The 21,484-nt window shown below is 70.7% G+C and carries 25 protein-coding genes; 12 read left to right on the top strand and 13 right to left on the bottom strand.

Annotation, left to right across the window (positions count from 1 at the left end):
• The first annotated feature begins 11 nt into the window (after positions 1–11).
• Together ACZ6PY_RS20260 and ACZ6PY_RS20255 are read left to right on the top strand one after the other, a co-directional pair.
• Positions 12–431: a dihydrofolate reductase family protein gene (locus ACZ6PY_RS20260; protein ID WP_466074316.1), complete on the top strand. Its 420-nt coding sequence runs from the start codon at positions 12–14 to the stop codon at positions 429–431.
• A 388-nt stretch (positions 432–819) separates the two neighbouring features.
• On the top strand, positions 820–1,299 hold the full coding sequence (locus ACZ6PY_RS20255; protein ID WP_466074314.1) for a sigma-70 family RNA polymerase sigma factor: 480 nt from the start codon (positions 820–822) through the stop codon (positions 1,297–1,299).
• A gap of 13 nt (positions 1,300–1,312) precedes the next feature.
• Here ACZ6PY_RS20255 and ACZ6PY_RS20250 read toward each other — a convergent pair whose 3' ends face one another.
• The 3 genes from ACZ6PY_RS20250 to ACZ6PY_RS20240 are packed head-to-tail and all read right to left on the bottom strand — an operon-like array spanning position 1,313 to position 5,183.
• Positions 1,313–3,304: a hypothetical protein gene (locus ACZ6PY_RS20250; protein ID WP_466074312.1), complete on the bottom strand. Its 1,992-nt coding sequence runs from the start codon at positions 3,302–3,304 to the stop codon at positions 1,313–1,315.
• Entirely contained in the window at positions 3,304–4,458 is a 1,155-nt protein-coding gene (locus ACZ6PY_RS20245; protein WP_466074310.1) for a 5'-methylthioadenosine/S-adenosylhomocysteine nucleosidase family protein, read from the bottom strand. The genes ACZ6PY_RS20250 and ACZ6PY_RS20245 overlap by 1 nt, the downstream gene beginning before the upstream one ends.
• Complete coding sequence (locus ACZ6PY_RS20240; RefSeq protein WP_466074308.1) at positions 4,455–5,183, bottom strand: NUDIX hydrolase; 729 nt, start codon at positions 5,181–5,183, stop codon at positions 4,455–4,457. The genes ACZ6PY_RS20245 and ACZ6PY_RS20240 overlap by 4 nt, the downstream gene beginning before the upstream one ends.
• Positions 5,184–5,360: 177 nt before the next feature.
• Between ACZ6PY_RS20240 and ACZ6PY_RS20235 the strand changes: the two genes are divergently transcribed.
• The gene (locus tag ACZ6PY_RS20235; RefSeq protein WP_466074306.1) at positions 5,361–6,734 is read left to right on the top strand and encodes a hypothetical protein; all 1,374 of its coding nucleotides are present in this window, start codon (positions 5,361–5,363) and stop codon (positions 6,732–6,734) included.
• Positions 6,735–7,009: 275 nt separating this feature from the next.
• On the top strand, positions 7,010–7,357 hold the full coding sequence (locus ACZ6PY_RS20230; protein WP_466074304.1) for a DUF302 domain-containing protein: 348 nt from the start codon (positions 7,010–7,012) through the stop codon (positions 7,355–7,357).
• Between the two features lie 143 nt (positions 7,358–7,500).
• Here ACZ6PY_RS20230 and ACZ6PY_RS20225 read toward each other — a convergent pair whose 3' ends face one another.
• Entirely contained in the window at positions 7,501–8,061 is a 561-nt protein-coding gene (locus tag ACZ6PY_RS20225) for a hypothetical protein (RefSeq protein WP_466074302.1), read from the bottom strand.
• 192 nt (positions 8,062–8,253) lie between these two features.
• Between ACZ6PY_RS20225 and ACZ6PY_RS20220 the strand changes: the two genes are divergently transcribed.
• On the top strand, positions 8,254–9,390 hold the full coding sequence (locus ACZ6PY_RS20220) for a CaiB/BaiF CoA transferase family protein (protein WP_466074300.1): 1,137 nt from the start codon (positions 8,254–8,256) through the stop codon (positions 9,388–9,390).
• A 4-nt stretch (positions 9,391–9,394) separates the two neighbouring features.
• Here the strand turns inward: ACZ6PY_RS20220 and ACZ6PY_RS20215 are convergent, their stop codons facing one another.
• The gene (locus tag ACZ6PY_RS20215) at positions 9,395–9,970 is read right to left on the bottom strand and encodes a TetR/AcrR family transcriptional regulator (protein ID WP_466074298.1); all 576 of its coding nucleotides are present in this window, start codon (positions 9,968–9,970) and stop codon (positions 9,395–9,397) included.
• Between the two features lie 139 nt (positions 9,971–10,109).
• Here ACZ6PY_RS20215 and ACZ6PY_RS20210 point away from each other — a divergent pair, with 139 nt between their 5' ends.
• Positions 10,110–11,303, top strand: a complete 1,194-nt coding sequence (locus ACZ6PY_RS20210) for a thiolase family protein (protein ID WP_466074296.1) — start codon at positions 10,110–10,112, stop codon at positions 11,301–11,303.
• An 18-nt stretch (positions 11,304–11,321) separates the two neighbouring features.
• On the opposite strand, the gene ACZ6PY_RS20205 is transcribed toward ACZ6PY_RS20210, so the two are convergent.
• Positions 11,322–11,750: a PPOX class F420-dependent oxidoreductase gene (locus ACZ6PY_RS20205; RefSeq protein WP_466074294.1), complete on the bottom strand. Its 429-nt coding sequence runs from the start codon at positions 11,748–11,750 to the stop codon at positions 11,322–11,324.
• A 143-nt stretch (positions 11,751–11,893) separates the two neighbouring features.
• Between ACZ6PY_RS20205 and ACZ6PY_RS20200 the strand changes: the two genes are divergently transcribed.
• Positions 11,894–13,105, top strand: a complete 1,212-nt coding sequence (locus ACZ6PY_RS20200) for an LCP family protein (protein ID WP_466074292.1) — start codon at positions 11,894–11,896, stop codon at positions 13,103–13,105.
• A gap of 107 nt (positions 13,106–13,212) precedes the next feature.
• Here the strand turns inward: ACZ6PY_RS20200 and ACZ6PY_RS20195 are convergent, their stop codons facing one another.
• Entirely contained in the window at positions 13,213–14,271 is a 1,059-nt protein-coding gene (locus ACZ6PY_RS20195) for a S8 family peptidase (protein ID WP_466074290.1), read from the bottom strand.
• A gap of 102 nt (positions 14,272–14,373) precedes the next feature.
• Between ACZ6PY_RS20195 and ACZ6PY_RS20190 the strand changes: the two genes are divergently transcribed.
• A complete protein-coding gene (locus ACZ6PY_RS20190) occupies positions 14,374–14,598 on the top strand; it encodes a hypothetical protein (protein WP_466074288.1) in 225 nt (74 codons plus the stop codon).
• A gap of 49 nt (positions 14,599–14,647) precedes the next feature.
• Here the strand turns inward: ACZ6PY_RS20190 and ACZ6PY_RS20185 are convergent, their stop codons facing one another.
• On the bottom strand, positions 14,648–15,061 hold the full coding sequence (locus ACZ6PY_RS20185; protein WP_466074286.1) for a nuclear transport factor 2 family protein: 414 nt from the start codon (positions 15,059–15,061) through the stop codon (positions 14,648–14,650).
• A gap of 69 nt (positions 15,062–15,130) precedes the next feature.
• Positions 15,131–15,571, bottom strand: coding sequence for a MarR family winged helix-turn-helix transcriptional regulator (locus ACZ6PY_RS20180; RefSeq protein ID WP_466074284.1), 441 nt, complete (start codon positions 15,569–15,571; stop codon positions 15,131–15,133).
• A gap of 109 nt (positions 15,572–15,680) precedes the next feature.
• On the opposite strand from ACZ6PY_RS20180, the gene ACZ6PY_RS20175 reads away from it, so the two are divergent.
• Positions 15,681–16,184 (top strand): MarR family winged helix-turn-helix transcriptional regulator, encoded by a 504-nt coding sequence (locus tag ACZ6PY_RS20175; protein ID WP_466074282.1) that lies wholly within the window; start codon positions 15,681–15,683, stop codon positions 16,182–16,184.
• Positions 16,185–16,246: 62 nt separating this feature from the next.
• Here ACZ6PY_RS20175 and ACZ6PY_RS20170 read toward each other — a convergent pair whose 3' ends face one another.
• On the bottom strand, positions 16,247–16,768 hold the full coding sequence (locus ACZ6PY_RS20170) for a TetR/AcrR family transcriptional regulator (RefSeq protein ID WP_466074280.1): 522 nt from the start codon (positions 16,766–16,768) through the stop codon (positions 16,247–16,249).
• Between the two features lie 143 nt (positions 16,769–16,911).
• On the opposite strand from ACZ6PY_RS20170, the gene ACZ6PY_RS20165 reads away from it, so the two are divergent.
• Both ACZ6PY_RS20165 and ACZ6PY_RS20160 read left to right on the top strand, forming a co-directional pair.
• Positions 16,912–17,343 carry a nuclear transport factor 2 family protein gene (locus ACZ6PY_RS20165; RefSeq protein WP_466074278.1) on the top strand — a complete coding sequence of 144 codons (432 nt, stop codon included), beginning with the start codon at positions 16,912–16,914 and terminating at the stop codon, positions 17,341–17,343.
• Between the two features lie 294 nt (positions 17,344–17,637).
• Positions 17,638–18,576: an inositol-3-phosphate synthase gene (locus ACZ6PY_RS20160; protein ID WP_466074277.1), complete on the top strand. Its 939-nt coding sequence runs from the start codon at positions 17,638–17,640 to the stop codon at positions 18,574–18,576.
• Positions 18,577–18,595: 19 nt separating this feature from the next.
• Here ACZ6PY_RS20160 and ACZ6PY_RS20155 read toward each other — a convergent pair whose 3' ends face one another.
• From ACZ6PY_RS20155 to ACZ6PY_RS20145, 3 genes are read right to left on the bottom strand one after another with little or no spacing between them, the layout of a single operon-like run.
• The gene (locus ACZ6PY_RS20155; RefSeq protein WP_466074275.1) at positions 18,596–19,153 is read right to left on the bottom strand and encodes a dihydrofolate reductase family protein; all 558 of its coding nucleotides are present in this window, start codon (positions 19,151–19,153) and stop codon (positions 18,596–18,598) included.
• Positions 19,154–19,209: 56 nt separating this feature from the next.
• Positions 19,210–20,148: a sigma-70 family RNA polymerase sigma factor gene (locus ACZ6PY_RS20150; RefSeq protein ID WP_466074273.1), complete on the bottom strand. Its 939-nt coding sequence runs from the start codon at positions 20,146–20,148 to the stop codon at positions 19,210–19,212.
• A 41-nt stretch (positions 20,149–20,189) separates the two neighbouring features.
• Complete coding sequence (locus ACZ6PY_RS20145; protein ID WP_466074271.1) at positions 20,190–20,780, bottom strand: NADPH-dependent FMN reductase; 591 nt, start codon at positions 20,778–20,780, stop codon at positions 20,190–20,192.
• A gap of 85 nt (positions 20,781–20,865) precedes the next feature.
• Here ACZ6PY_RS20145 and ACZ6PY_RS20140 point away from each other — a divergent pair, with 85 nt between their 5' ends.
• Positions 20,866–21,360 (top strand): MarR family winged helix-turn-helix transcriptional regulator, encoded by a 495-nt coding sequence (locus ACZ6PY_RS20140; RefSeq protein WP_466074269.1) that lies wholly within the window; start codon positions 20,866–20,868, stop codon positions 21,358–21,360.
• Positions 21,361–21,484: the final 124 nt, after the last annotated feature.

Raw genomic sequence — 21,484 nt, 5'->3', positions numbered from 1 at the left:
CGAACCGGATCTTGGTCGGTCGCTCGATAACGGGGCTCGCTGCGCCGGTGAAGTTCTGGCAGGGTCGCCATACGTTGGACGTCCCCGTCGTCGTGGTGACACACCGCGTCCCTTCAGATTGGGTCGAAGCACACCCCGAGGCACCGTTCACCTTCGTGACAGACGGTGTCGCAGCCGCGGTCGCTCATGCCCAGACGCTCGCCGGCGACCGCGTCGTCGCGGTAACCGGTGGCACCATCGCCCGACAGTGCCTCGAACTGGGGCTGCTCGACGAGGTGGCCGTCGATCTCGTTCCGGTCGTGATGGGCGAGGGCAACCGCCCCTTCTTCGGCAACCTCTCTGCGGAGGACGTCCTGCTCGACAACCCCACCGTCTGCGTTCAGGGCGACCGGGTCACGCACCTCGTGTTTCCGGTGGCTCGGCGACCGTGATCCGTGCGCGAGAGCACGAACGGCGTGAAGCCGAATCCCTTGCCTCAGCGACGCGCCTTGTAGCGGCCCAGCACAGTATGCGGATCCCGTTCGGCTCAAGGACCTCGCCGCGGCCGCAGGGATCGGGATGCCACGGGCGCACCCCCGTCTGCTGCGCCACACCTTCGTGACCACCATGCCCGACGCCGGCGTCAGCCTGCGCGACGTGCCGACCGCCGCTGACCTGGCCTGCGGGGCTTGGCCAGCGCTCGTGGCGGTGCCGGGATGAGTGCGGGCTCCCGGATCGTCGTGGCCGGATGAGCCTGAATGCGACCACCGCTGAGTTTCGATCACCACCCCACAACCGAAACGGGCACCGGGCCACTCCTAGTGTGGGTGGGAGGCTGGGTTGCGGAGTGAGCGAGAGTACGTCGAGTACGTGCAGGCACGCATGCCATGGGTGCGACGGCTGGCGTACCGGCTGTGCGGGCAGTGGTCGGCTGCGGACGACCTGGTGCAGGAGTGCCTCGTCGCCCTGTACCGGCATTGGCGCAGGGCGTCGGCAGCGGAGTCGGTCGACGCCTACGTGCGGGCGGTGCTGGTCCACGCCTACCTGGCCGAGCGGGAGCGGTCCTGGACCCGTCGGGTCCGTCCCGTGGCCGACGTGACCGGGCCACCGGCGACGCCGTTGGCCGGTGCCGACCACCGCGTCGACCTGCTGGGCGCGCTCGCGAAGCTGTCGCGCGGGCAGCGCGCGGTGCTGGTCCTGCGCTACTGGGAAGACCTCGACGTCGCCCAGACCGCCGCGGCGCTGGGCTGCTCGACCGGCACCGCGAAGGTACACCATCCAAATAGGTTGAATCCTGCCCAATCTTGGCAATGGTGTTGAACGCCGCCCTGACCTAATCGAGCAGCCCGCGTATGGCGCTCGCGAGGTTGGCAAGCCTTTCGTCTGCGCGGTGGCGTCGGTGTTTGACCCATTCCTTGCCTTCGGCCGCGATGCCTTCGAGGACATGCAGGGTGTGACTGAGCCCGGCGGCGTCTAGCGACAGCTCAGCGATCTTGGTTGGGTTCTCGTCGTGCTGGAGCGCTCCGTTATCAGGATCGCTCACTCGGATTGAGATGGGTTCTCCGTTGAACAGAGTCAGCTCGAAGGTCTGCTGTCGGGTGGCGATGCCGTCGATCCGTACGGCGGCGAGGGCGTCGAAACGGTAGTTGAGCCGTTGGGTGGTGCGGCTTGCCGAGGCTTCGAAGTCGAGATCGATGTTGACCTGCCGGACGCCGTCGTCGGTGAGGAGAAACAGCAGCAGGCGATACCGCGAGTACCGCCATGGTCCTTGCGGGTAGCGGGCCTTTTTGCATGAGGGTGCCGGCGCCTCGATGAAGGCGTGTGCGATTACCTGGCTGGGGCGGAGTCGGTATTGCTGCATGGCCTGGTCGACCAGGACTTTGCGGTCGCTTTCCAACCAGGTGGCCATCTCGGTGTCCGACGGCTTGTCGGACAGCTTGTGGCACCACCGGTGGTATGCCGCCCAGCGGGCCGTGTCCTTGTCGTTGCGTTCCGCATGGTCGTCGGCGACCCTGCGTCGCTCGGCGACGATCCGAAACGACGAGCGCACCGCCGGCACCGCGGACGCCACAGCGAGCAGGAACCAACCTGTGCCGGACAAGGGGGCGCTGGTCACGACGGCAGGAACGGCGCAGAGGCTTCCCGCGGCAAGGAGGGCCAGTCCCCCGACGTGGAGGGTCTTGGTCCTGGCAGGGCTACGCAGCTGCTGGCGGTACGCCGTCAGCGTGTTTCGTTCCCATTGCCCTCGGACATCTCCCACCAGGTGTCGGACGAGCCAGGCGACCTGTTCGGCCTCGATGCGCTGTTCCCGGTAGAGCTCGACCACCTCGTCGCGGAGGTGCCGCCGGATCCCCGCCGTCTGGTCGAGCCAGTAGGCTCGGTCGGTTCCTTCGGGCACGTACCGGCGGAAGTAGCGGTCGAAGAGCCGGTCCACCTTGCGGGCAAAGCCTCCCGGTGGTGCATATCGTCGCCGCTGCCGGGGTGGACGGATCTGGGCTTCCTTTGCGCGCAGCCGTGTCCCGCGGTAGTACCGGTCCGCCCCACCGACGCAAAACGCGGCCAGTCCGACCAGGGCGGCGAGTAGACCGAGGAACGGGTCGAGCGTGCTGCGGGCCGCCACCAGCAAGATCATCTGCACCACGGCGAGAGTGAACACGGCCGCGCCGGCGCCGGCGCGTAGCCAGTCGCGCAGCGCAACAGCAGCGGGTTGCACCGGTAGGGTCCTAGGCTGCGCGGGTGTGGAGTGGAAAAACTTCCAGACGCGGTTGAATCGGTCCCCCGCTGTGCGCTGCGAGTCCGCCAGGGCGACGGACTTCCGCCATATCTCTTCTTGCATCGCGCCTTCGAGTAGCGCCTCGAGGTGGCCGTAGATACCGTCGCGTTGACGCCGGTTCAGCGCATCGATTTCCTTGACCACGAGATCCGTCTCGGCGGCGCCGACGGGGGCCAGGAGGCGGATGATTACCTTCAACCCCGCAGTCCACTCGTCATGGTCGTCGAGGTGGGGCAGGCTGGCGCAGATAGCGGTGAGGCGATCCAGCTCCTCGGGGGCGAGTTGGCGCAGGGTACGTCCGCTCAATAGGGCGATGAGGCGGTAGAACTGGACCTCGGTAGTCATATACCCACCTGCGACCGCCTTTTCGATGAGCTCGCGCGCCTGATCACGAACTCGCGCGTCGAGATACTTCAGCGCGAAGGCGAACTGCTCCTCCGGACTCGGGTCTGGCGGCAGCCGGTAGAAGTTGATGTCACCGTGGACTACGCCTGCCTGTACGTCGACGTGCGCATCTCCTTGGGCAATGTTGGTCGCGGTCGGGGTCGTCATCACATGCCCCGTACCACGGCGATGATCGCCGCAAGCCGCGCCGCCAGCTCAGACACGTCGGCTACTAGGCCCCGCAACCGCTTGAGCGCGACCATCAGGCCACTCTTCTTCTCGGCTTTGCCGGCCGAGACGCATGCCGTCGCCGCCTCCAGTTCCGACTCGGCCGCGGCATAGGTTTCTTCGTCCAACTGTCCGTCGAGGTGGGCCTGCTTGAGGTGGGTTCGCAGGTCTGCGATGGTCGCTGCCAGATCGATCGGCCGATCGGCGCCAGCGCCGACGGTGACGTTGCCGTAGATCTGCCCGGCTTGCACCCCGACGTGGGCGTTCCCGGTGGCGATGTTGCGGTTGGCCGTCGGCATCGTGGGGCTCCCGTCCCGGTCCGCGCCGTCTTGGCTGGCCGGCCCGTCGATGATCAGTTCTCGCGCCAGTGCGGTAGCAAACGCGGCGGCGTGGCGTGCGGCCTTCGGTTGCCAATCCTGTCCGTCCGTGGCTGCCTTGCTGCCGTCGGCGTGGTCGCTGATGCCGCGCACGACCACCACGGGCAAGGCACGGTTGAGATGGCCCGCCTGGGCCACACCGGCCGCTTCCATCTCGATCGCTACGGCGTCGTTGTAGTGCTGGCGGATCCAGTGGGCCTGTTCGGAGATTCCCGAGTCCTGCACCACTTCCCCTGCGGCGATTGGCCCAAAGTGGACTTTGGGTGCTGCTCCTACGGGAAGACCACGGCGCCACGCCGCGAACCTGTCGACGTGGTGGGCGATCTGGTCGGCCTCGTGGGGGATCTCCCACGCCTTCGGTCGGGCTTTCAAACCGTCGTCCTCGCTGGTGCCGCCGTGGTAGGCGTAGATTTTGCTGGCGACGACGACGTCACCGAGTCGGATGTTGGGCCAAAGGCCACCGGCGACTCCCACGAACAGCACAGCGGCCGGGGAGAACTCGGCCATCGCCCGTTCGGCGAGCACCGCGGCCGGATGATTGCCCTTACCGACCAGCCCGAGGGCGACCCGGCAGTCGCTTTGGCCGATCCGGCCGACCTCGAAGCGGGTGCCGGCGGGGTGCCGCCGCACACGTAGTTCGGTCAATTGGTCTCGGACCGCTGCGTATTCGAGGTCCAGCGCCGTGAGGATCACGACGAGACCGCTGTTGGTGCTCACGCTGTCTCCCTGTCTGCCTGGCTGAGGGGTCGGATCATCGGAGGGTGAAGAGTCGTGCGGGGCCCGGGACGGAATAGCCGAGCGGGACGCCCGCCATCGGTCTTGCGACTCGGCCCGGCGGGGACGATGAAGCCGTCCAAGCTCTGCACTTTCCGGTAGAAGTTCCGCGCATCGAGCGGCACGCCCCACACCGCCTCGTAGACGTCCTGAAGCTCCGAGATCGTGAAGGTCGGACCACAAAAGGCGGTGGCGAGCGCCGAGCGCTCCAACTTCTCCCTCGCGCGGTCGATCCCATCGGTCAGGATCTGCTCATGATCGAAGGCGAGTTGCGCGTCACCGGACAACGCCTGCGCCACCGAGGTCCAACACGCCCGGGATGCGTCGGTGCCGGCGACCGGCTCGGGTAGCCGAGGGGCAATGGCCAGGTAAGCCGCAGAGACCACCCGCCCTCGGGGGTCACGATCCGGCGCCCCATAGACGCCAAGTTGTTCCAGGTGCAACTGATCCGGCCCCAAGCCCGCCTCCTCGGCAAGCTCTCGATGGGCAGCCGTCACGAGGTCTTCCTTCTCGTGACCGAGGAAACCGCCAGGCAGGGCCAAGGCGCCCTGATAGGGCTCAACCCCGCGCTCGATCAACAGAACATGAAGGCAGGACTCCCGCAAGGTGAGGATGACGAGGTCAACCGCAAGAAGAACGGTCGGCGGAACCCAACGATCGTCAGACATGAATCGACCATAGACTTATTGTCACTCTGACAGGAAGACTGCCGAGTGTCGGATTTCAGCGCCGCACAGGGTTGGCTTCTACCAACGCGTGACTACCGTGAAGAGCCAGACCTCGTACGCCATCGCGGCGCTGCGCCGCCTGCTGCCGAACTACGTGCCTGGAGGGGTGGACACGCCATGAAAGAACTGTTCGCCACCCTGCCGGACGAACCTCCGCCGCTGCCACCCGGGTACCTGGACACCGTGCTCATCCGGGCTCGCCGCTCGGTCCGGCACCACCGGATCGCCACCACGGCGGCGTGGGCAGTTGTCGTGCTCGTCCTGGCCGGTCTGGTCGTGCCCGGCGTCCCGCTTCCGGTCCGGCCGGCAGACCCGGCGACCACGCCGAGCCTGCCGGACCGCTTCGCCGGGTACTCGATGCTCACCAGCACCGTCACGTCGGCCCCGCCCGGCCGCGCGATAGCCCTCTACGGTTACGGCAGCGGCGAAACGTTCAACATGTTCCAGTCGTTGGTCGTCGGGGCTGACGGGGACACGTACCGGCGGGTCGACGCCATGGAGGAGCGCGACCGCCCCTCGGCGTTGCTCGCCCCGGACGGCACCAGCGTGCTGCTCGGCGACGATCGCGGCGCGACCCGCGACCTGGTCCTGGTCGACCTGGCCACGGGCAAGCGCCGGTCGATCCCGCTCGGGGACCCGGTCGGCGTGCGGCTGCTGGCCTGGTCGCCCGACGGCCGCCACGTTGCCTACAGCGCCGCCCCCCTCAGTCACTCCGGAGAATTCGGCACCGTGAACGTCGTCGAGGCTGAGGTGGCCCGCATCGGCACGCTGCGGCTGCTTGATCTGTCGACCGGGCGCAGCACCGAGGTGCCGGCGATCAAGCCGGCGTGGACGGCGGCGTTCGCGGCCGACAGCCGACGGCTCGCCGTGCAGGTGGGTCAGACGGCCCACCTCGTCGACCTCGACGGCCGCGAGCTCGGCAGGGTGCAGATCCCGAGCGGACGCGAGCTGGCGGCCGAGGTCGGCTGGTCGCCGGACGGCACGTTACTCGCCACCGTGCCATGGCTCTCGGAGGGGCCGGTCACCGGCAGCAGGGGCGGCGACACCAATCATGGTGTCTTCCTGTGGAAGGCCGGCGACGTCCAGTTCGTGCCTCTTTCCGGGGTCCGGACACCACCGGGGCCGGTCCCGGACGTCGTGCAACTGCTCGGCTGGCGCTCGGCGGGCAGCGTGGTCGTCGCGACCGTCAACGACGCGGGTCACGCATCGCTGGCGGAGGTGCAACTCGATGCCGGCACCCGGCGGACCCTGTCCGCCTTCGCCACCGGTAGTAGCTGCGAACTGGGCGCCCAGAGCTGCCAGCTTTTCGACCTGCACCTCGCCACCGGGCTGCTGACCGAGTTGACCGTCCGGAACGCCGGTCGTCCGCAGCGCGGCCCCCGACCAGTGCTCGTGGACGCTCTCATCGGCGTGGTCGTTCTCGGCGGCGCGCTCCTGCTCTGGCGCCGGACACGTCCGCCGACGGGTCGACGACGTCCGAGAGGGGAATAGCCACTCGTTCGGTCGTCAGCCGCGCGGTCATGCCGCGAGCGGGCCTCAGGATCCGGACCGGTCTGGTGACGGTGGCACGGACAGAGCCTTCGCAGCCGCCGTCACATGCGGCCACGGCAGGCAATCTGCCGTCGGGGAGTACCGGCTGCCGTTTTACGGCAAACTCCCCGGACCTGCCCCGGTTGCGGGCAAGATGAGATGGATTCGCCCAGCGACACGGTGAGCGGGGGTCGGCCGTGAACGACGGATTGGTGACCAGGCGGAGCACCCACGGTGTGGGAGAGACAATCTCCGCGCTGCGGGCAGAGGCGGAACGCGCGGGCGCTGCGGTGGCGGCGGTGGTCGACCATGCGGCGGCCGCACGCAAGGCCGGGCTGAACATGCCCGACACACAGGTGATCATCTTCGGGAATCCGCAGGCGGGCACTCCGCTCATGCTGGCCCGTCCCGAGATCGCCATCGACCTGCCGATGCGACTCATGGTGCGGGACGACGGCCAGCCCGGCTCGCTGGTCACCTGGCAGGACCCCGCGTACCTCGCCCGGCGGTACGGACTGGACGAGGATCAGCTCGCACCGCTGAACGCCCCCGCCAAGATCGCCTCCGTCGTCGACGGCCACTGAGCACGGCCCGAAGCGGGCGCCCCCACAGTCCACATGAGGCCACCCCACTGCGGCCTGTCCCGGGCGAGCGGTGACCGTCGGCAGGGCGAACGGCTCAGGCACCCGCTCGACCGGACCGTTGAACACCCGTGCGCCGGACCGGGTCAGCCGTCCCGGTCCAGCCGCTTCAGCGTCGCGGCAGCGGCCAGGCTGTACGCGACGTACGGTAGGGCGTCCTCGAGCCAGCCCTCGGCGCCCCAGCGGCGCGGGTCCGTCACTCCGAGCGCGGTCATCGACCCGTCGGCCACCAGCATGCCACCGATCCCGATCACCCCCGCCGCCACCGGCAGCGGTGGCCGCCGCCGCCCGGTGAGCACCGCGAAGAGCGACACGGCCAACACCCCGTTCACGAACCCGAACACGGGCCCGAACCCCGCACGCCGGTTCGCCGCCCGGTCTTCGGGCCCCAGATTCACGTGGGCCAGATCCACCATCCGCTGCACGGCACGCTCGTGCGTGTCGCTCATCGGTCGAGCCCGAAGGCCGACGTCGAGATTGCTGAACAGTTCGCGGGCGAGCGTACCGGCCGCACCGGCGATGATCCCGTTCGTCAGGTTGGACCGCCAGCTCCTTGCCATGAGATCACCTCGGCCTTGTCCGTTGTCGCCTGCGTCCCGCCGACCTCTGGCCGCGGTGTCCGGCATACCCATCCCGTGCCACGTCATGAAAGCATTCGGGCCCGGCTCAGCAACTTGTCTCCGAGGGGACGGAATTTTCAGCGGCGCTTCGCCCGCGGCGGTCTCCCCGACGATCGTCGCCGTCGGGGCTCGGCGGGGCGCCGGGCGACGGTCGGTGTGCCATCGTTGGCCGTTCGGTCCGGGCGCCGTGGCGGTGCCCGGCGGAGGGAGGGAGCGGCCATGAGGGAGGCATCGTCGGGGCCGCTGCGGGGCGTCCTGGTCGCGGACTTCTCCCGGATCCTGGCCGGCCCGTACGCGACGATGCTCCTCGCCGACCTGGGCGCCGACGTAATCAAGGTGGAGGCGCCGGGCGGCGACGACACCCGCACCTGGCAGCCCCCCGTCCGCGACGGGGTGTCGACCTACTACCTCGGCGTCAACCGCAACAAGCGTTCCCTGGTGCTCGATTTCGCCGATCCCGACGACGCGTTGCTGGCCCGCCGCCTCGCCGCCCGGGCCGACGTCCTGATCCAGAACTTCCGGCCCGGCGCGCTGCGCCGCTTCGGCCTCGACCACGACACCGTCACGGCCACGAACCCGCGCCTCGTGTACGCCTCGATCAGCGGGTTCGGCGCGGCCGGCGGCGCGGACCTGCCCGGGTACGACCTCATGGTGCAGGCGGCATCCGGGCTCATGAGCCTGACCGGGGCGGCGGACGGCCCGCCGTACAAGGCCGGGGTGGCGGTCTTCGACGTGATCGCGGGGCTGCACGCGGCGGTCGGGATCCTGGCCGCGCTGCACCACCGGGCGGCCACCGGCGTCGGGCAGCACGTCGAGGTGGACCTGCTCTCCTCGGCGCTGTCCGGGCTGGTCAACCACGCCAGCGCGCACGTCGCGGCGGGTGTGGTGCCGCACCGGATGGGCAATGCCCACCCGAGCATCGTGCCGTACGAGCCGCTGCCGACCGCCGACGGCGAACTCGTGGTGATCGCCGGCAACGACGGCCAGTTCCGCACCCTGTGCCAGGTGCTCGGCCTGCCCGGGCTGCCCGACGATCCCCGGTTCCGGCGCAACCGGGACCGCACCGCGCACCGCGACGCGCTGCGGCCGTTGCTGGTGGCCGCGCTGGCCCGGCGGACCAGCGCCGAGTGGTTCCGCGAGCTGCGCGCCGCGGGCGTGCCGTGCAGCCCGATCAACACGGTCGCCGACGGGGTGGCCCTGGCCGAGGGGCTCGGGCTCGACCCGGTGGTCACGGTCGGCGGCGTGCCGGGGGTGCGCCACCCGATCCGCCTGTCGGCCACCCCGCCCCGCCACGACCTGCCACCCCCGGGGTTGGACGAGCACGGCGCGGAGCTGCGGGCCTGGTTGGCCGGGTGAGGGGTCAGCGTCCGGCGGCGGCCAGCAGGTCGTCGACGAGCCCGGTCGCGGTCTGCGCCGCGGCGGTGGCGTCCGGACGCCCGGCGCTGCCATAGAGGCCCTCGACGACCAGCCAGATCCGGTCGGCGAGCCGGCGCGGGTCGGCCACGTCCAGCCGGGCCACCAGGGCGTCGATCTCGGCGCGGGTGTCGCGCAGGTAGTCCCGCGCCACCCGGCCGGGCTCGCCGGCGTCGCCGGGGAACTCCGCGAGGAAGAGGCGGAACGCGCAGCCGCGGAAGTCGGCGGCGGTGGCGGTGGCGGCGATCTCCGCGACCAGCGCCCGCAGCCGGGTCGCCGGGTCGTCGGGCAGCCCTTCGGCCGCCGCGGCGCCGGACCGCTCGCGCTCGCGCCGGCACGCCCGCAGGTACGCGGCCACCAGATCGTCCTTGCTGGGGAAGTGCGTGTAGAGCAGGTTCTTGCCGCAGCCGGCGGCGTCGATGACCTGGTTCATCCCGACGGCCCGGACGCCGTGGCGGTAGAACAGCTCGCCGGCGGTGCGCAGGATCCGCTCCCGGCTGCCGGGTGCCGCGGTGCGGGCCATCGCTCCTCCTTCGGTCGTCTGTGGCGAGGATAACGGACCGATCGGTCCGTCGACGATTGACCGGTTGCCGACCGGTGGCGCACTATCGGACCAATCAGTCCCGGACCGATCGGTCCGGTAACGTGTCCAGGAGGCAGCGATGCGCGACGCGGTCATCGTCGAGGCGGTACGGACCCCGGTGGGCCGGGCGAAGCGGGGCGGGGCGTACCTCGACGTCCACCCGGTGGACCTGCACGCGCACGCGCTGCGCAGCCTGGTCGCCCGGGTGCCCGGGCTGGACCCCGCCGAGATCGACGACGTGGTCGGCGGCACCGTCGCCCAGGTCGGCGAGCAGAGCACCAACACCACCCGGCTCGCCGCGCTCGCCGCCGGCTTCCCCGAGTCGGTGCCCGGGGTGACCGTGGACCGGCAGTGCGGCAGCAGCCAGCAGGCCCTCAGCTTCGCCGCCCAGGGCCTGGTCGCCGGGGCGTACGACATCGTGGTCGCCTCCGGCGTCGAGTCGATGAGCCGGGTGCCGATCGGCAGCGCCGCCGTCGTCGACGGTGTCCGCACCGACTTCGCCGGGCCCGCCGTCGCCGCGCGCTACCCGGGCGGGCTCGTCCCGCAGGGCATCGCCGCCGAGCTGATCGCCCGCACGTGGGGCCTGTCCCGCACCCGACTCGACGAGTACGCCGCCACCAGTCACCACCGCGCCGCCGAGGCGTGGCGGCAGGGGCGGTTCGCCGGCCAGGTCGCGCCGCTGCCCGGCGTCGACCTCGCCATGGACGAGACCATCCGGCCCGGGACCACCGTGGCCCGCCTCGCCGACCTGCCGCCGGCGTTCGCCGCCGACCACTGGACCGCCCGCTTCGGCGAGCTGGACTGGAAGGTCACGGCCGGCAACTCCAGCCCGCTCAACGACGGCGCGGCGGCCCTGCTGCTCACCACCGGCGAGACCGCCCGCCGCCGGGGCTGGCGGCCCCGGGCCCGGATCCACACCGCCACCGTGGTCGGCGACGACCCGGTCATGATGCTCACCGGCATCATCCCGGCCACCGCCAGGGTGCTCGCCCGGGCCGGCCTCACCATCGACGACATCGACGCGTTCGAGGTCAACGAGGCGTTCTCGTCGGTCGTGCTGGCCTGGCTGGCCGAGACCGGCGCGGACCCGGCGAAGGTGAACGTCGACGGCGGCGCCATCGCCATCGGTCACCCGCTCGGGGCCAGCGGCGCCCGGCTCGCCACCACCCTGCTGCACGTCCTCGAACGCACCGGCGGCCGCTACGGCCTGCAGACGATGTGCGAGGCCGGCGGCACCGCCAACGCCACGATCATCGAACGCCTCGACGGCTGACCGGTCGGGCGCGGCGGCTCAGTCCGCGATGCCGCTGAACGCGACCACGTGCTCGGCGCGCAGCCGGACCAGCAGCTCACCGGGCACGGCGTTGCGCCGGCCGTACTCCTCGGCACGGTCGGCGCCCATGTAGCGGGCGGCGATCCGGGTGGACCAGGGCAGCGACTCGACCGGGTCCTCGCTGATCGTCACCGGGCCACGCACGGTGACGAAGGCGTAGGGCGGCTGCTCCTCGTCGACGGTCAGTGCCGCCCGCGGGTCGCGGGCCAGGTTGCGCCCCTTCACGCTGCTCCGGCCCGTGTTGAAGACGAGGTCGTCGCCGTCGAGCACGAACCAGATCGGGGCCACGTGCGGGGAGCCGTCGGCCCGCACGGTGGCCAGCTTCCCCGTCCGGGTGCCGGCGGTCACGAAGGCCCGCCACTGGTCGTCGCTCATCCGCTGTGCCATGCGCCCATTCTGGTCCACCGTCCCGACACGTCCGCCCGGTGCCCGCTCCCAGCCAGTTCACAGCCGCGCGACCTGTCCGGCCGGCCGGGCCCGGCATACCCTGGACCGGCCCTGCCACCCCCGCTGACCTGGGAGATCACACGGTGTCGTACCCCACTACCGCCGGACCGGCCGGTCCGGTCCCGCCGCGCGGGTCCGCGCGGCGGCCCTGGCCCCGCTGGGCCCGGTGGTGCGTCGCGGTCGGCACCACCCTCATGACGCTGAGCGGCGTGGCGCTGGGCGGCAGCGCCTACCTGCTGCACGCGGCGACCGGCGAGGTCACCCAGCAGAACCTCCTGGGTGCCGCCGCCGCGCCCGCCGAGCAGCACCGGACCATCACCGGGGCGAAGAACATCCTGCTCGTCGGCGTCGACACCCGCGCCAACCAGGACCCGAGCCAGCTCACCCGCGCGGACTCGATCATCCTGCTGCACATCCCGGCCGACCACACCCGGGCGTACCTGGTCTCGCTGCCCCGGGACTCGCTGGTGACCATCCCCGCGTACGACAACGGGGCCACGCCGTTCCGCGGCGGGCAGAACAAGATCAACGCGGCCTTCGCGTTCGGCAGCCGAGGGCTGACCGGCTCCGCGGCGCTCTCGCACGGCTTCGAACTGCTGGCGCTGACCGTCCGCGACCTGACCGGCATCACCCCCGACGCCGGCGGGATCATCGACTTCCAGGGCTTCAAGAAGATCGTCCAGGTGCTCGGCCAGGTCTGCATGTACGTCGACGAGACCACCACCTCGATCCACGTCGGGCACGACGCCGCCGGCAAGCCCGCCGCGCCCTACGCGATCAACCCGGACGGCACGGTCAACCACCGCATCCCCGGCGTCACCCCGAACGTCTACACCAAGGGCCAGCACTGCCTCGACCCGGCGCAGGCGCTGGACTTCGTCCGGCAGCGGGACCTGCTGGCCAACCACGACTTCGACTACGGCCGGCAGCGCCACCAGCAGCAGTTCGTCAAGGCCGTGCTCGCCCAGGTGGTCAGCAAGGGGCTGGACTCGCCCACGAAACTGCCCGGGCTGCTGTCGGCGGTCGGCCGGACCATGACCGTGGACGACGGCGGCATCTCCCTCGCCGACTGGGCCTTCGCCATGCGCGGTGTCCACCCCGACGCGATCACCACGCTCAAGACCAACGGCGGCACCTTCAACAGCCGTACCGTGCCGGGGGTCGGCAGCGCCGAGATCCTCAGCCCGACCAGCATGCAGCTGCTCCACGCGGTACGCGACGACACGGTCGCCGCGTTCGTCGCCGCCCACCCCACCTGGGTGGCCGACTCCGGCCCGGCGTCCCCGGCGCACTAGGTCCGTTGCCGAGTGGGCGAGGTCGCAGGCTGCGCACACGTCCCAGCCCCGGCCGGGTAGGTGCCCGAGCCGGGGCCTCGATCACCGCGGGGGACGTTCCGGCGGCCTCAGGTGCGCGGCGCGGCCACGGCGGCCTGGGCGTCGACGACGCCCCACCCGTACAGAGGCGTGTAGACGCCGCGCAGCCCGACGATCGGAGTCCGGGCGGTCGACATCAGCACCGCGTACACGTTGGCCACGCTGCGCCGCTGGGCGACGAGAAGTGCCGCCACCCCGGACACGTACGGCGTGGCCATCGACGTGCCGGCGTAGGCGTCGTAGTCGCCCTGCCCGCAGGTAGCCGCGCCGGCGCCCACCGGGACGGTGGACCAGATGTCGTCGTCGCAGTTGACAAGGCCGGCTCCGCCGGGCGCGGCGACGGCCTTCAGGTCGGCCTTGACACCCAGGTTCGAGTACCACGCCTTGACCTCGTTGCGGTCGGTGGCCGTGACGCAGAGGGCCCCGGCCTCCCAGGCCGGGGTGTCGCACAGCGGCGCGGTCTCGTTGCCGGCGGCCGCGATGACGGCGACGCCCTTCGCCTGCGCGTAGGCGATCGCCTCGGTCGCCGCGGACTCCAGGCCGGTGATGGTGAGGGCCTGGCTGCCCGGCAGTGCGCCGAGGCTGAGGTTGACCACCTTGGCGCCGTGGTCGGCCGCGTAGCGGATGCCGGCGGCGATGTCGGCGAAGCTGCCGCTGCCCGCCTCCAGCACCTTGATCGGCATGATCTTCGCGTCGCGGGCGACGCCGGCGACACCGACACCGTTGCCGGTGGCCGCGGCGGCGATACCGGCCACGTGGGTGCCGTGCTCGTCGCCGGCATCCGGCACGCCGTCGGGGCCGCGCCAGTCGCCGTTGCCGCACGGGGCCGGGCCGCAGTCGACGAAGGTCGCGCCGGGGACGAGCTTGGCGGCCAGGTCCGGGTGGCCGAGGTCGACGCCGGTGTCCACCACCGCGATGACGACGCCCGCTCCCGTGCTGGTCGCCCAGGCCTGCTCGGCGTGGATCTGCCGCAGGCCCCACTGCTTGTCGTACAACGGATCGTTGACGGCCGCCTGGGCGGGCGCCGCCGCGGTCGCCACCAGCGCGGTGACCATCGCGGTGCCGGCGAGTAACCGGGTGAACGACATCTGATCTCCCTTCCCACGGACAGCACTTCATCTATGGATCGGGGATGGGGCGCGAAACGCAACAGCGGTGGGATCACCCTCCGGCCACGGCGTGACGCGAGCGTGACGGCCGCGCGGCGGACCAGGTGCAGCGCACCGTCGCCCCCGGTCCGGCGGGAGTCCGGGCAGCGCGCCGCGGACGCGCACCGGGCCTGCGGCGCGCGCACCGAGACGATCACCATGACGGTCGACGTCGACGCCACCGACCGGTTGGTGACCGGCGACACCGTGCAGGTGCTCGGCCACGTCTGCATGTACGCCGATGAGACCGTCACCTCGGTGTGGTGAGCGGCGCATCCCCGGCCCGTCGTGCACGTGGAGCGTGACCGTCGAGAGGTCAGTTCGCACGGGTCCAGGCGGGCGTGATCCGCTGTTCGCGGATTCGCCAGCCCGCTGGCGTGCGTACCACGGTGCCGGCCGTTCGCAGGCCGCCGGTGAAGTGGGGTGCTTGGCCGTCGCGGTAGTAGTACACCAGCGAGTTCGCCGAGACGGCGGCCTGGTCGCCGTCGATGTCCACCAGCAGGTCGGTGGTGGTGTGCTGGGTGTGCTGCCCCTCGACCTCGCTCTGTCGCATGAAGCCGACGACCTTGTCGATGCCGCGGAGTTCGCCTCCGCGGGGCGAGTGCACCGCCACATCGTCGGTGAAGACGGCGTCGGCGTCCTCCCACCGCTTCTCGTCGAGCAGGAGCGCGAAGCGGGTGAACAGGTCGGTGATCTCGATGCGGTCGGCGATCAGCGTCTCTCTGGACATGGGATCCTTTTTCATTCTCAACGGCGGATGTTGTCTTGTGTCGGGTGGCGAGTTCCGAGGACGAAGGGTTCAGCGGCCGGCCAGCACCGCGTTGGCCCGGTCCAGGACGATGCCCAGGACGCGGCCCGCGGCGGCCAGGTCCTCGGCCGGCAGGTCGCCCCACAGTTCCTGGGTGATCGGGCCGATCGTGGTGCGGACCCGCGTCCAGCGCGCCTGCCCTTCGTCGGTGACCTGGACGCGGCCGTCGCCGTCGTCGCGCAGGAACCCCGCGGCGGTCAGTTCGGTGATGCGTTCGACCACCGCAGCCTGGCTGAACTGTGTGGCAGCGCCGACCCGGCGGATGAGCTCGGCCCGGTCGATGGCCCCACCACTGAGCACGGTCAGCGTGAGGGTCACCCACTGGGGTTCGGTGATGCCGGTCCCGGCGAGCTGCCGGTCCAGGATCGCGTTGAGCGCCTTCTCGGTCTGGCCGATGAGCGCGGTACCGAAGGTCTGGGTTGTGGTCGTCACGACGACCTCCAATTCCGTCTGTCAGACGAACGTTCAGTCCAGAAACGTTTATGACACTAACGAAAGTATCTCGTTAGTCCGACTAACGCAACCGGGTATGGTCAGCGTCATGAACAGCGGGGCCGAAGCCGCGGACATGCCCGACGACGGCGGGATCAAGACGCCGGACAGGCTGCGCCGGCGCGCCAGTCGACTGCTGTCACACCTGGCCGCGCAGTCCGACCGGCTGGTCGCCGAAGGGCTGGCCGGGGCCGACGCCCGCAGGTGGCACTACGCCGTGCTCGCCTCGCTGCAGGAGTACGGCCCGGGCAGCCAGGCGACGCTGAGCCGACGCACCGGCATCTACCGCAGCGACATGGTCGGCGTCCTCAACGAACTGGCGGAGCGCGGCCTCGTCGAGCGGGCACCGGATCCCGGCGACCGCCGCCGCAACGTCATCACGATCACCGCCCAGGGCCGCCGGCACCTGCGCCACCTCGACAAGGTCATGGACGACCTCCACGAGCAGCTGCTCGCCCCGCTGCTCCCCGCCGAACGCGACCAGTTCGTGCAACTGCTCACCCGCCTGCTGGACCACCACACGCAGCAGGCACCCCGGCCGCCGTTCCCCTGACCCCGGCATCGAGCGTTCTCATCCGCGCTGCGTGGACGCGACTCCGCTCGCTGTCGGTCCGGTCATCCCGATCGTGAGGCTCTCAGTCCATCCAGGACCAGTCCGACGACGCGGGAACGACTGTCGTCGGAGGTGGCATGCTCCGCAGCGCGAGACGCCCCGACCAGCACCGCCATGAGGTCGGGCAACGCGAGATCGGGACGTACCGCGCCGTCCCGTTGCGCCCGGATGAGCAATGCCTCGAGCGCCTCGGAGAGCTCGCGGGACTCCTCCGCTGAAGCATTATGGACGTCCACCCCAGCCTTGGTCAGCGCATCAGCGACGGCGATCTTCGTGGCGGAATGCTGTACGGCATCCGCCAGAAGGCCGAAGAAGGCTTCGCCCGGATCCGCGGCGTCGGCTGTTGCGCGAGCGGCTTCGGCCATCCGCCGCAGCCGGCCTCGGTACAGGGCCTCGAGCAAGGCCTCCTTCGTGGGGAAGTGTCGGAACACGGTGCCCACGCCGACGCCGGCGGCATGTGCGACCTCCTCGGTCGATGCCGAGACACCCTTGGCCGCGAAGACAACCTCGGCTGCCTCGAGCACCCTCGCGCGGTTACGCCGCGCGTCTGCCCGCAGCGGCCGATCGGTCGCTGGCGTCACGGGTCCCTGCGCTCGACAAGCGGAGCGGCGAGTCCGTATCGTGTAAGCGGAGTCACGAGTCCGATTATAAGTCTGGAGCGCGCCACATGCCCGACCCAGCCAGCCCGCGAGACGTCGTCGACCGGCTTCTCGCCGGGATCAACCAGGCCCGGTGGAACGACCTGCCCACCCTGTATGCGGAAGACGCCACAGTTGACCAACCCTTCGCGGCACCGCGGCGTCTCCGCCTCAATGGTCGCGCCGAAATCGGGGCGCACTTCGGCGCAGCGGCGCGGGCGCCGTTCGAACTGAAGGTGCTCAACGTCGTCGTACACGAGGCCAAGGATCCTGAGCTGATTCTCGCGGAGTTCGACTACCACCTACGGAACGTGGCGACCGGACGCGAAGAGACCGTGGCCAACGTCCAGGTCCTGCGGGTACGTGATGGTCTCATCGTTGCCTCGCGCGACTATCACGACCACCTTCGGCTTGCCGCGGCAGCCGGACAGGCACAGCACCTCGCCGCCGCGCTCGACTGACGACATGTCAGCCGGGTCCGCCTGAACGGCATGTGGTTCCACTACGCACCGGCAGCGCCGAATCCGACAACGCTGATCATCACGCTTCCAGGGTGTACTCGGTGATCATCGTGCGGCAATCCGGTGAAGGGGCAGTCCAACGAGGAGCGCCAGTAGAGTCGCGTTCTCTCGGTGCACGGCCCCTTCCGGCAGCAGTCAGTCGAGCTGCTCGGCCAGCGCGACGATGATGCCCTCGGGCCCCGGAGATAGCAGAGCCGGATCATGACGAGAGGGCCGTCCGGGTAGCCTCCTGCCATGATCGAAAGTGCGAAGGTCGCGGTCGTCGGCGTGGGCAACAACACCTCGGCGCTGGTGCAGGGCCTCAACTTCTACCGCCGCACCGGCAGCCTGGTGGGCATCCGCCGCGCCGAGCTGGCCGGGTTGGGCGTCGAGGATGTGGAGGTCGTCGCGGCGTTCGCGATCTCCGAGGGGAAGGTGGGCCGCGACCTGCACGAGGCGATCTTCCTGCCGCCCAACAACTTCCGGCTCGACGCGGACCTGCCGCCGTCGGGCGTGACGGTGCAGCGCGGTCTCGTGGACGCGACGGAGGTCGGGCGGGTGGCGCAGGCGTTGAAGGGCGCCGAGGTGCTGCTCTACTCCGCGCCGAGCGGCCGGCCGGAGACCGCCCGCGCCTACGCCGAGGCGGCGCTGCTGGCCGGGGTGGCGTTCGTCAACACCACGTCGGACGCGGTGGCCCGGGAGCCGTCCCTGCTCGAACGGTTCGATGCGGCCGGCCTGCCGCTGCTCGGCGACGACCTGGCCAGCCAGTTCGGCAGCTCCGTGGTGCATCGCGCGCTGTTGCGCCTGCTCGAGGAGCGCGGCCTCACCCTGGTCAGCTCGTACCAGGTCAACCTGGGCGGCACGGAGGATTTCCGCAACCTGGTCGAGAACCCCAACACCAAGCAGCGGTCCAAGGCCAACGCGGTGGGATCGGACAAGGCCGCGATGGCTCCCCTCGGCTACCTCCCGCACCTGGGTTCGCAGAAGATCGCCCACCTCAACGTCGAGGCGCAGGGCTGGGGCGGCGCGGCGGTGAGCCTGGACGTACGGATGAAGGTGCACGACCCGAGCGGCGCGGCCGGCGTCAACATCGACCTGGTCCGGGTGGCCGCCGCCGCTCGGCGCGCGGGGCGCGGCGGCTACCTGCCCGAGGTGGCGACACTGCTGAAGTCTCCGCCGGGGACGGCGATCTGAGACGGGTGGGGGAGGGACGTCACCGGACGGCGCGGCGGTAGCGGGAGAGGACCGCCGCGCCGACCCGCTCGACCGAGACGGTTTCCAGGTCGGCCGGCGGGCCGTCGGCGGGGAAGAGCCGCTCGCCGGCACCCAGGACGGCAGGGAAGGTGAGCAGCCGGTACTCGTCGACCAGATCCTCGGTCCGCAGCGCCCGCACCACGCTGAGGCTGCCGGTGACGATGACGTCCCGCTGCTCCCGCTTCACGACGTCGATGAGGTCGCCGTCGACGAGGCGGGAGTTCGCCCATGCCGAGGTGTCGGCCAGCGAACGGGAGGCCACCAGCTTGGGCACCGCGTTCATGCGAGCCGAGAACGGGTCGTCGCGTCCCGGCCAGAGTCGGGAGAACAACTGCCAGGTGGTGCGGCCGAGCAGCAGGACCCCGTCGTCCAGCGTGCGGCCGAGGCGGAACTTGTCTCCGGCGACGCTCTCGGGGCCGTACCGGAATGCCCAGCCGCCGGTCGGCGTGGCCGCGGACCCGTCGGGGTCGGACACGATCCCGTCCAGGGTGATGAACTCGATGACGATGACGCTCACGGCGGAAGTCCCTTCGGTCGACTCTCACCGGTACGTACCGGCGGCGCCGGCCGGACTCATCGCGGCGGACGAGACTCGTCGGGAGAAATCTGCGTGGGCAGGTCGAACGCCGTAAGGACGGCCGGGTCGGCGAACACGACGTTGCGCGCGACGAGACCTCCGGCGACGGTGAGGACCTGCAGCGTGTGCAACTGGTGCCCGCCGCCGGGTTGCGGCGCGTACGCGGCGAGCGCGGGTTGCCCGTTGGCGGTGAGTCGCGTCATCACCCAGCCCGTCCCGCGCATCCGGAAGACCCGGTCCATGAACCGGCCGTAGTCGCGGCTGCCCTCGTACCACAACGGCACCGGCGGCATCTCCAGGACGGCGTCGTCGGTCAGCAGCCGCACGATCGCCGGTACGTCCGCCGCCTCGAACGCGCGGACGTACCGGTCGACCACCGCCCGCACCCGAGGGTCGTCCGGCTCGGTGACCTCGTCCACGTCGCCGACCTCGGCGAGGGTGGCGCGGGCGCGCTGCAGCGCGCTGTTGATCGCCGGGACCGTGCTCCCCAGCTGCGTGGCGACCTCGGCGGCGCTGAACTGCAGCACCTCGCGCAGCAGCAGCACGGCCCGCTGGCGGGCCGACAGGGTCTGCATGGCCGCCACCAGCGCGAGCCGCAGCCCCGCCCGGACGTCGGCGTCGACCCGCGCGTCGGGAAACGGCTGCAGCCAGGGGATGTCCCGCGCCGGCGTGAGCGGCGCGCCGGGGTCGCGGCTCGGCGCGCCCAGGCCCGACGGCAACGGCCGCCGGGCTCGTCCGTCCAGCGCGGTCAGGCACACGTTGGTGGCGATGCGGTACAGCCAGGTCCGTACGGACGCGCGGGTGTCGTCGTACCGGTCGCGGGCCTTCCACGCCCGCAGCATCGTCTCCTGCACCAGATCCTCGGCCTCGTGGAACGAGCCCACCATCCGGTAGCAGTAGGCGATCAACTCACCCCGGTAGGTCTCGAACTCCACCCGCCCATCCTGGCAGGGCCGGTGTCACGCCCCGAGAACGGTCATCCGGCGGCGTGCTGCCGGGCCCGGTCCCGCAGCGGGGCGAGGGCGGCGGTCCAGTGCACCAGCTCGTCGAGCATGGCCTCGGCACTGGCCTCCATGGTTTCGTTCGGTCGCAGTGCGCCGTCGTCGTCGATGAACTGGGCGACGAATGGGATGTGCACGGCCTCGGGGATCGGGGTCATCTTCAACGTGGTCAGCACCTGCTTGATCATCTGTGCGGCGCGGGTGCCGGCGCTGACGCCGCCGTAGCTGACCAGGCCGACCGGCTTGTACGCCCACTCGTGCGCGAGGTAGTCGATCGCGTTCTTGAGCGGGGCCGTGTAGCCGAAGTTGTACTCGGGCATGACGATCAGGAACGCGTCGGCCCGGTCGATCGTGGCGCTCCAGTCGCGGGTGTGCTGGTGGACGTAGCGGCGCAGGCGCGGGTGGTTCGGCTCGTCCATGAACGGCAGGTTCCACTCGGCGAGGTCGACGAGTTCCACCTGGTCGAAGCCGCCGTGCTTGACGGCCACGGTGTTGATCCACTCGGCGACCGGCAGGCCGAGACGGCCCGGCCGGGTGCTGGCAATGATGATCTGCAGGGTAGACATGCCGCGCTTCCTCGAAGTTGATGACGTATCAGCAACCTAACCGCACGATGCTGATGTGTCAGCAATTCGCCGTAGACTGTGACGCATGACCCAACCGCGGTGGCTCAACCCCGAGGAACAACGCCTGTGGCTGGCCTTCCTGCGCATGCGGCGCGCGCTGGACGTGGCGATCGACGGTCAGCTCGCCGAGGCCGGCCTGTCGCCCGCCGACTACGACGTCCTGGCCCCGCTGTCCGAGAGCGGCGAAGCACTGCGCGTACGGGACCTCGCCGCCCGCATCGGCTGGGACCGCAGCCGCATCGCCCACCAGCTCCGGCGGATGGAACAGCGCGGGCTGGTCGCGCGGTCCGACAGCACCACCGACCGGCGGGGCACGCTGGTCCACCTCACCGACCTCGGCCGCACGGCGATCACCACCGCCGCGCCGGGGCACGTCGAGACGGTCCGCCGAGTGCTGTTCGACCAGCTCGACCGGGACGACCTGACCCACCTCACCGACATCGCCGAGCGGGTGGCCGACGCGGCCGGACTCACCGGCATCTCCCGCACCGGCGGCCCGGCTCGTCATCCGGAAGGCTGACGCGCTTATCGGCGTGGTTTGGCTGGCACGATTGCTGTACTTCGTTGCTGGGATCAGACGAGACGTCGGATGCGGACCGTCGCCCGCTCGTCTCTGAGATGGCGCTTCGGGCTACCAGCGTTGC

Source organism: Micromonospora sp. NPDC048907, from assembly GCF_055586885.1.
Note: the sequence above shows the minus strand (reverse complement) of the source record. Positions and strands in the feature narration are given on the sequence as shown.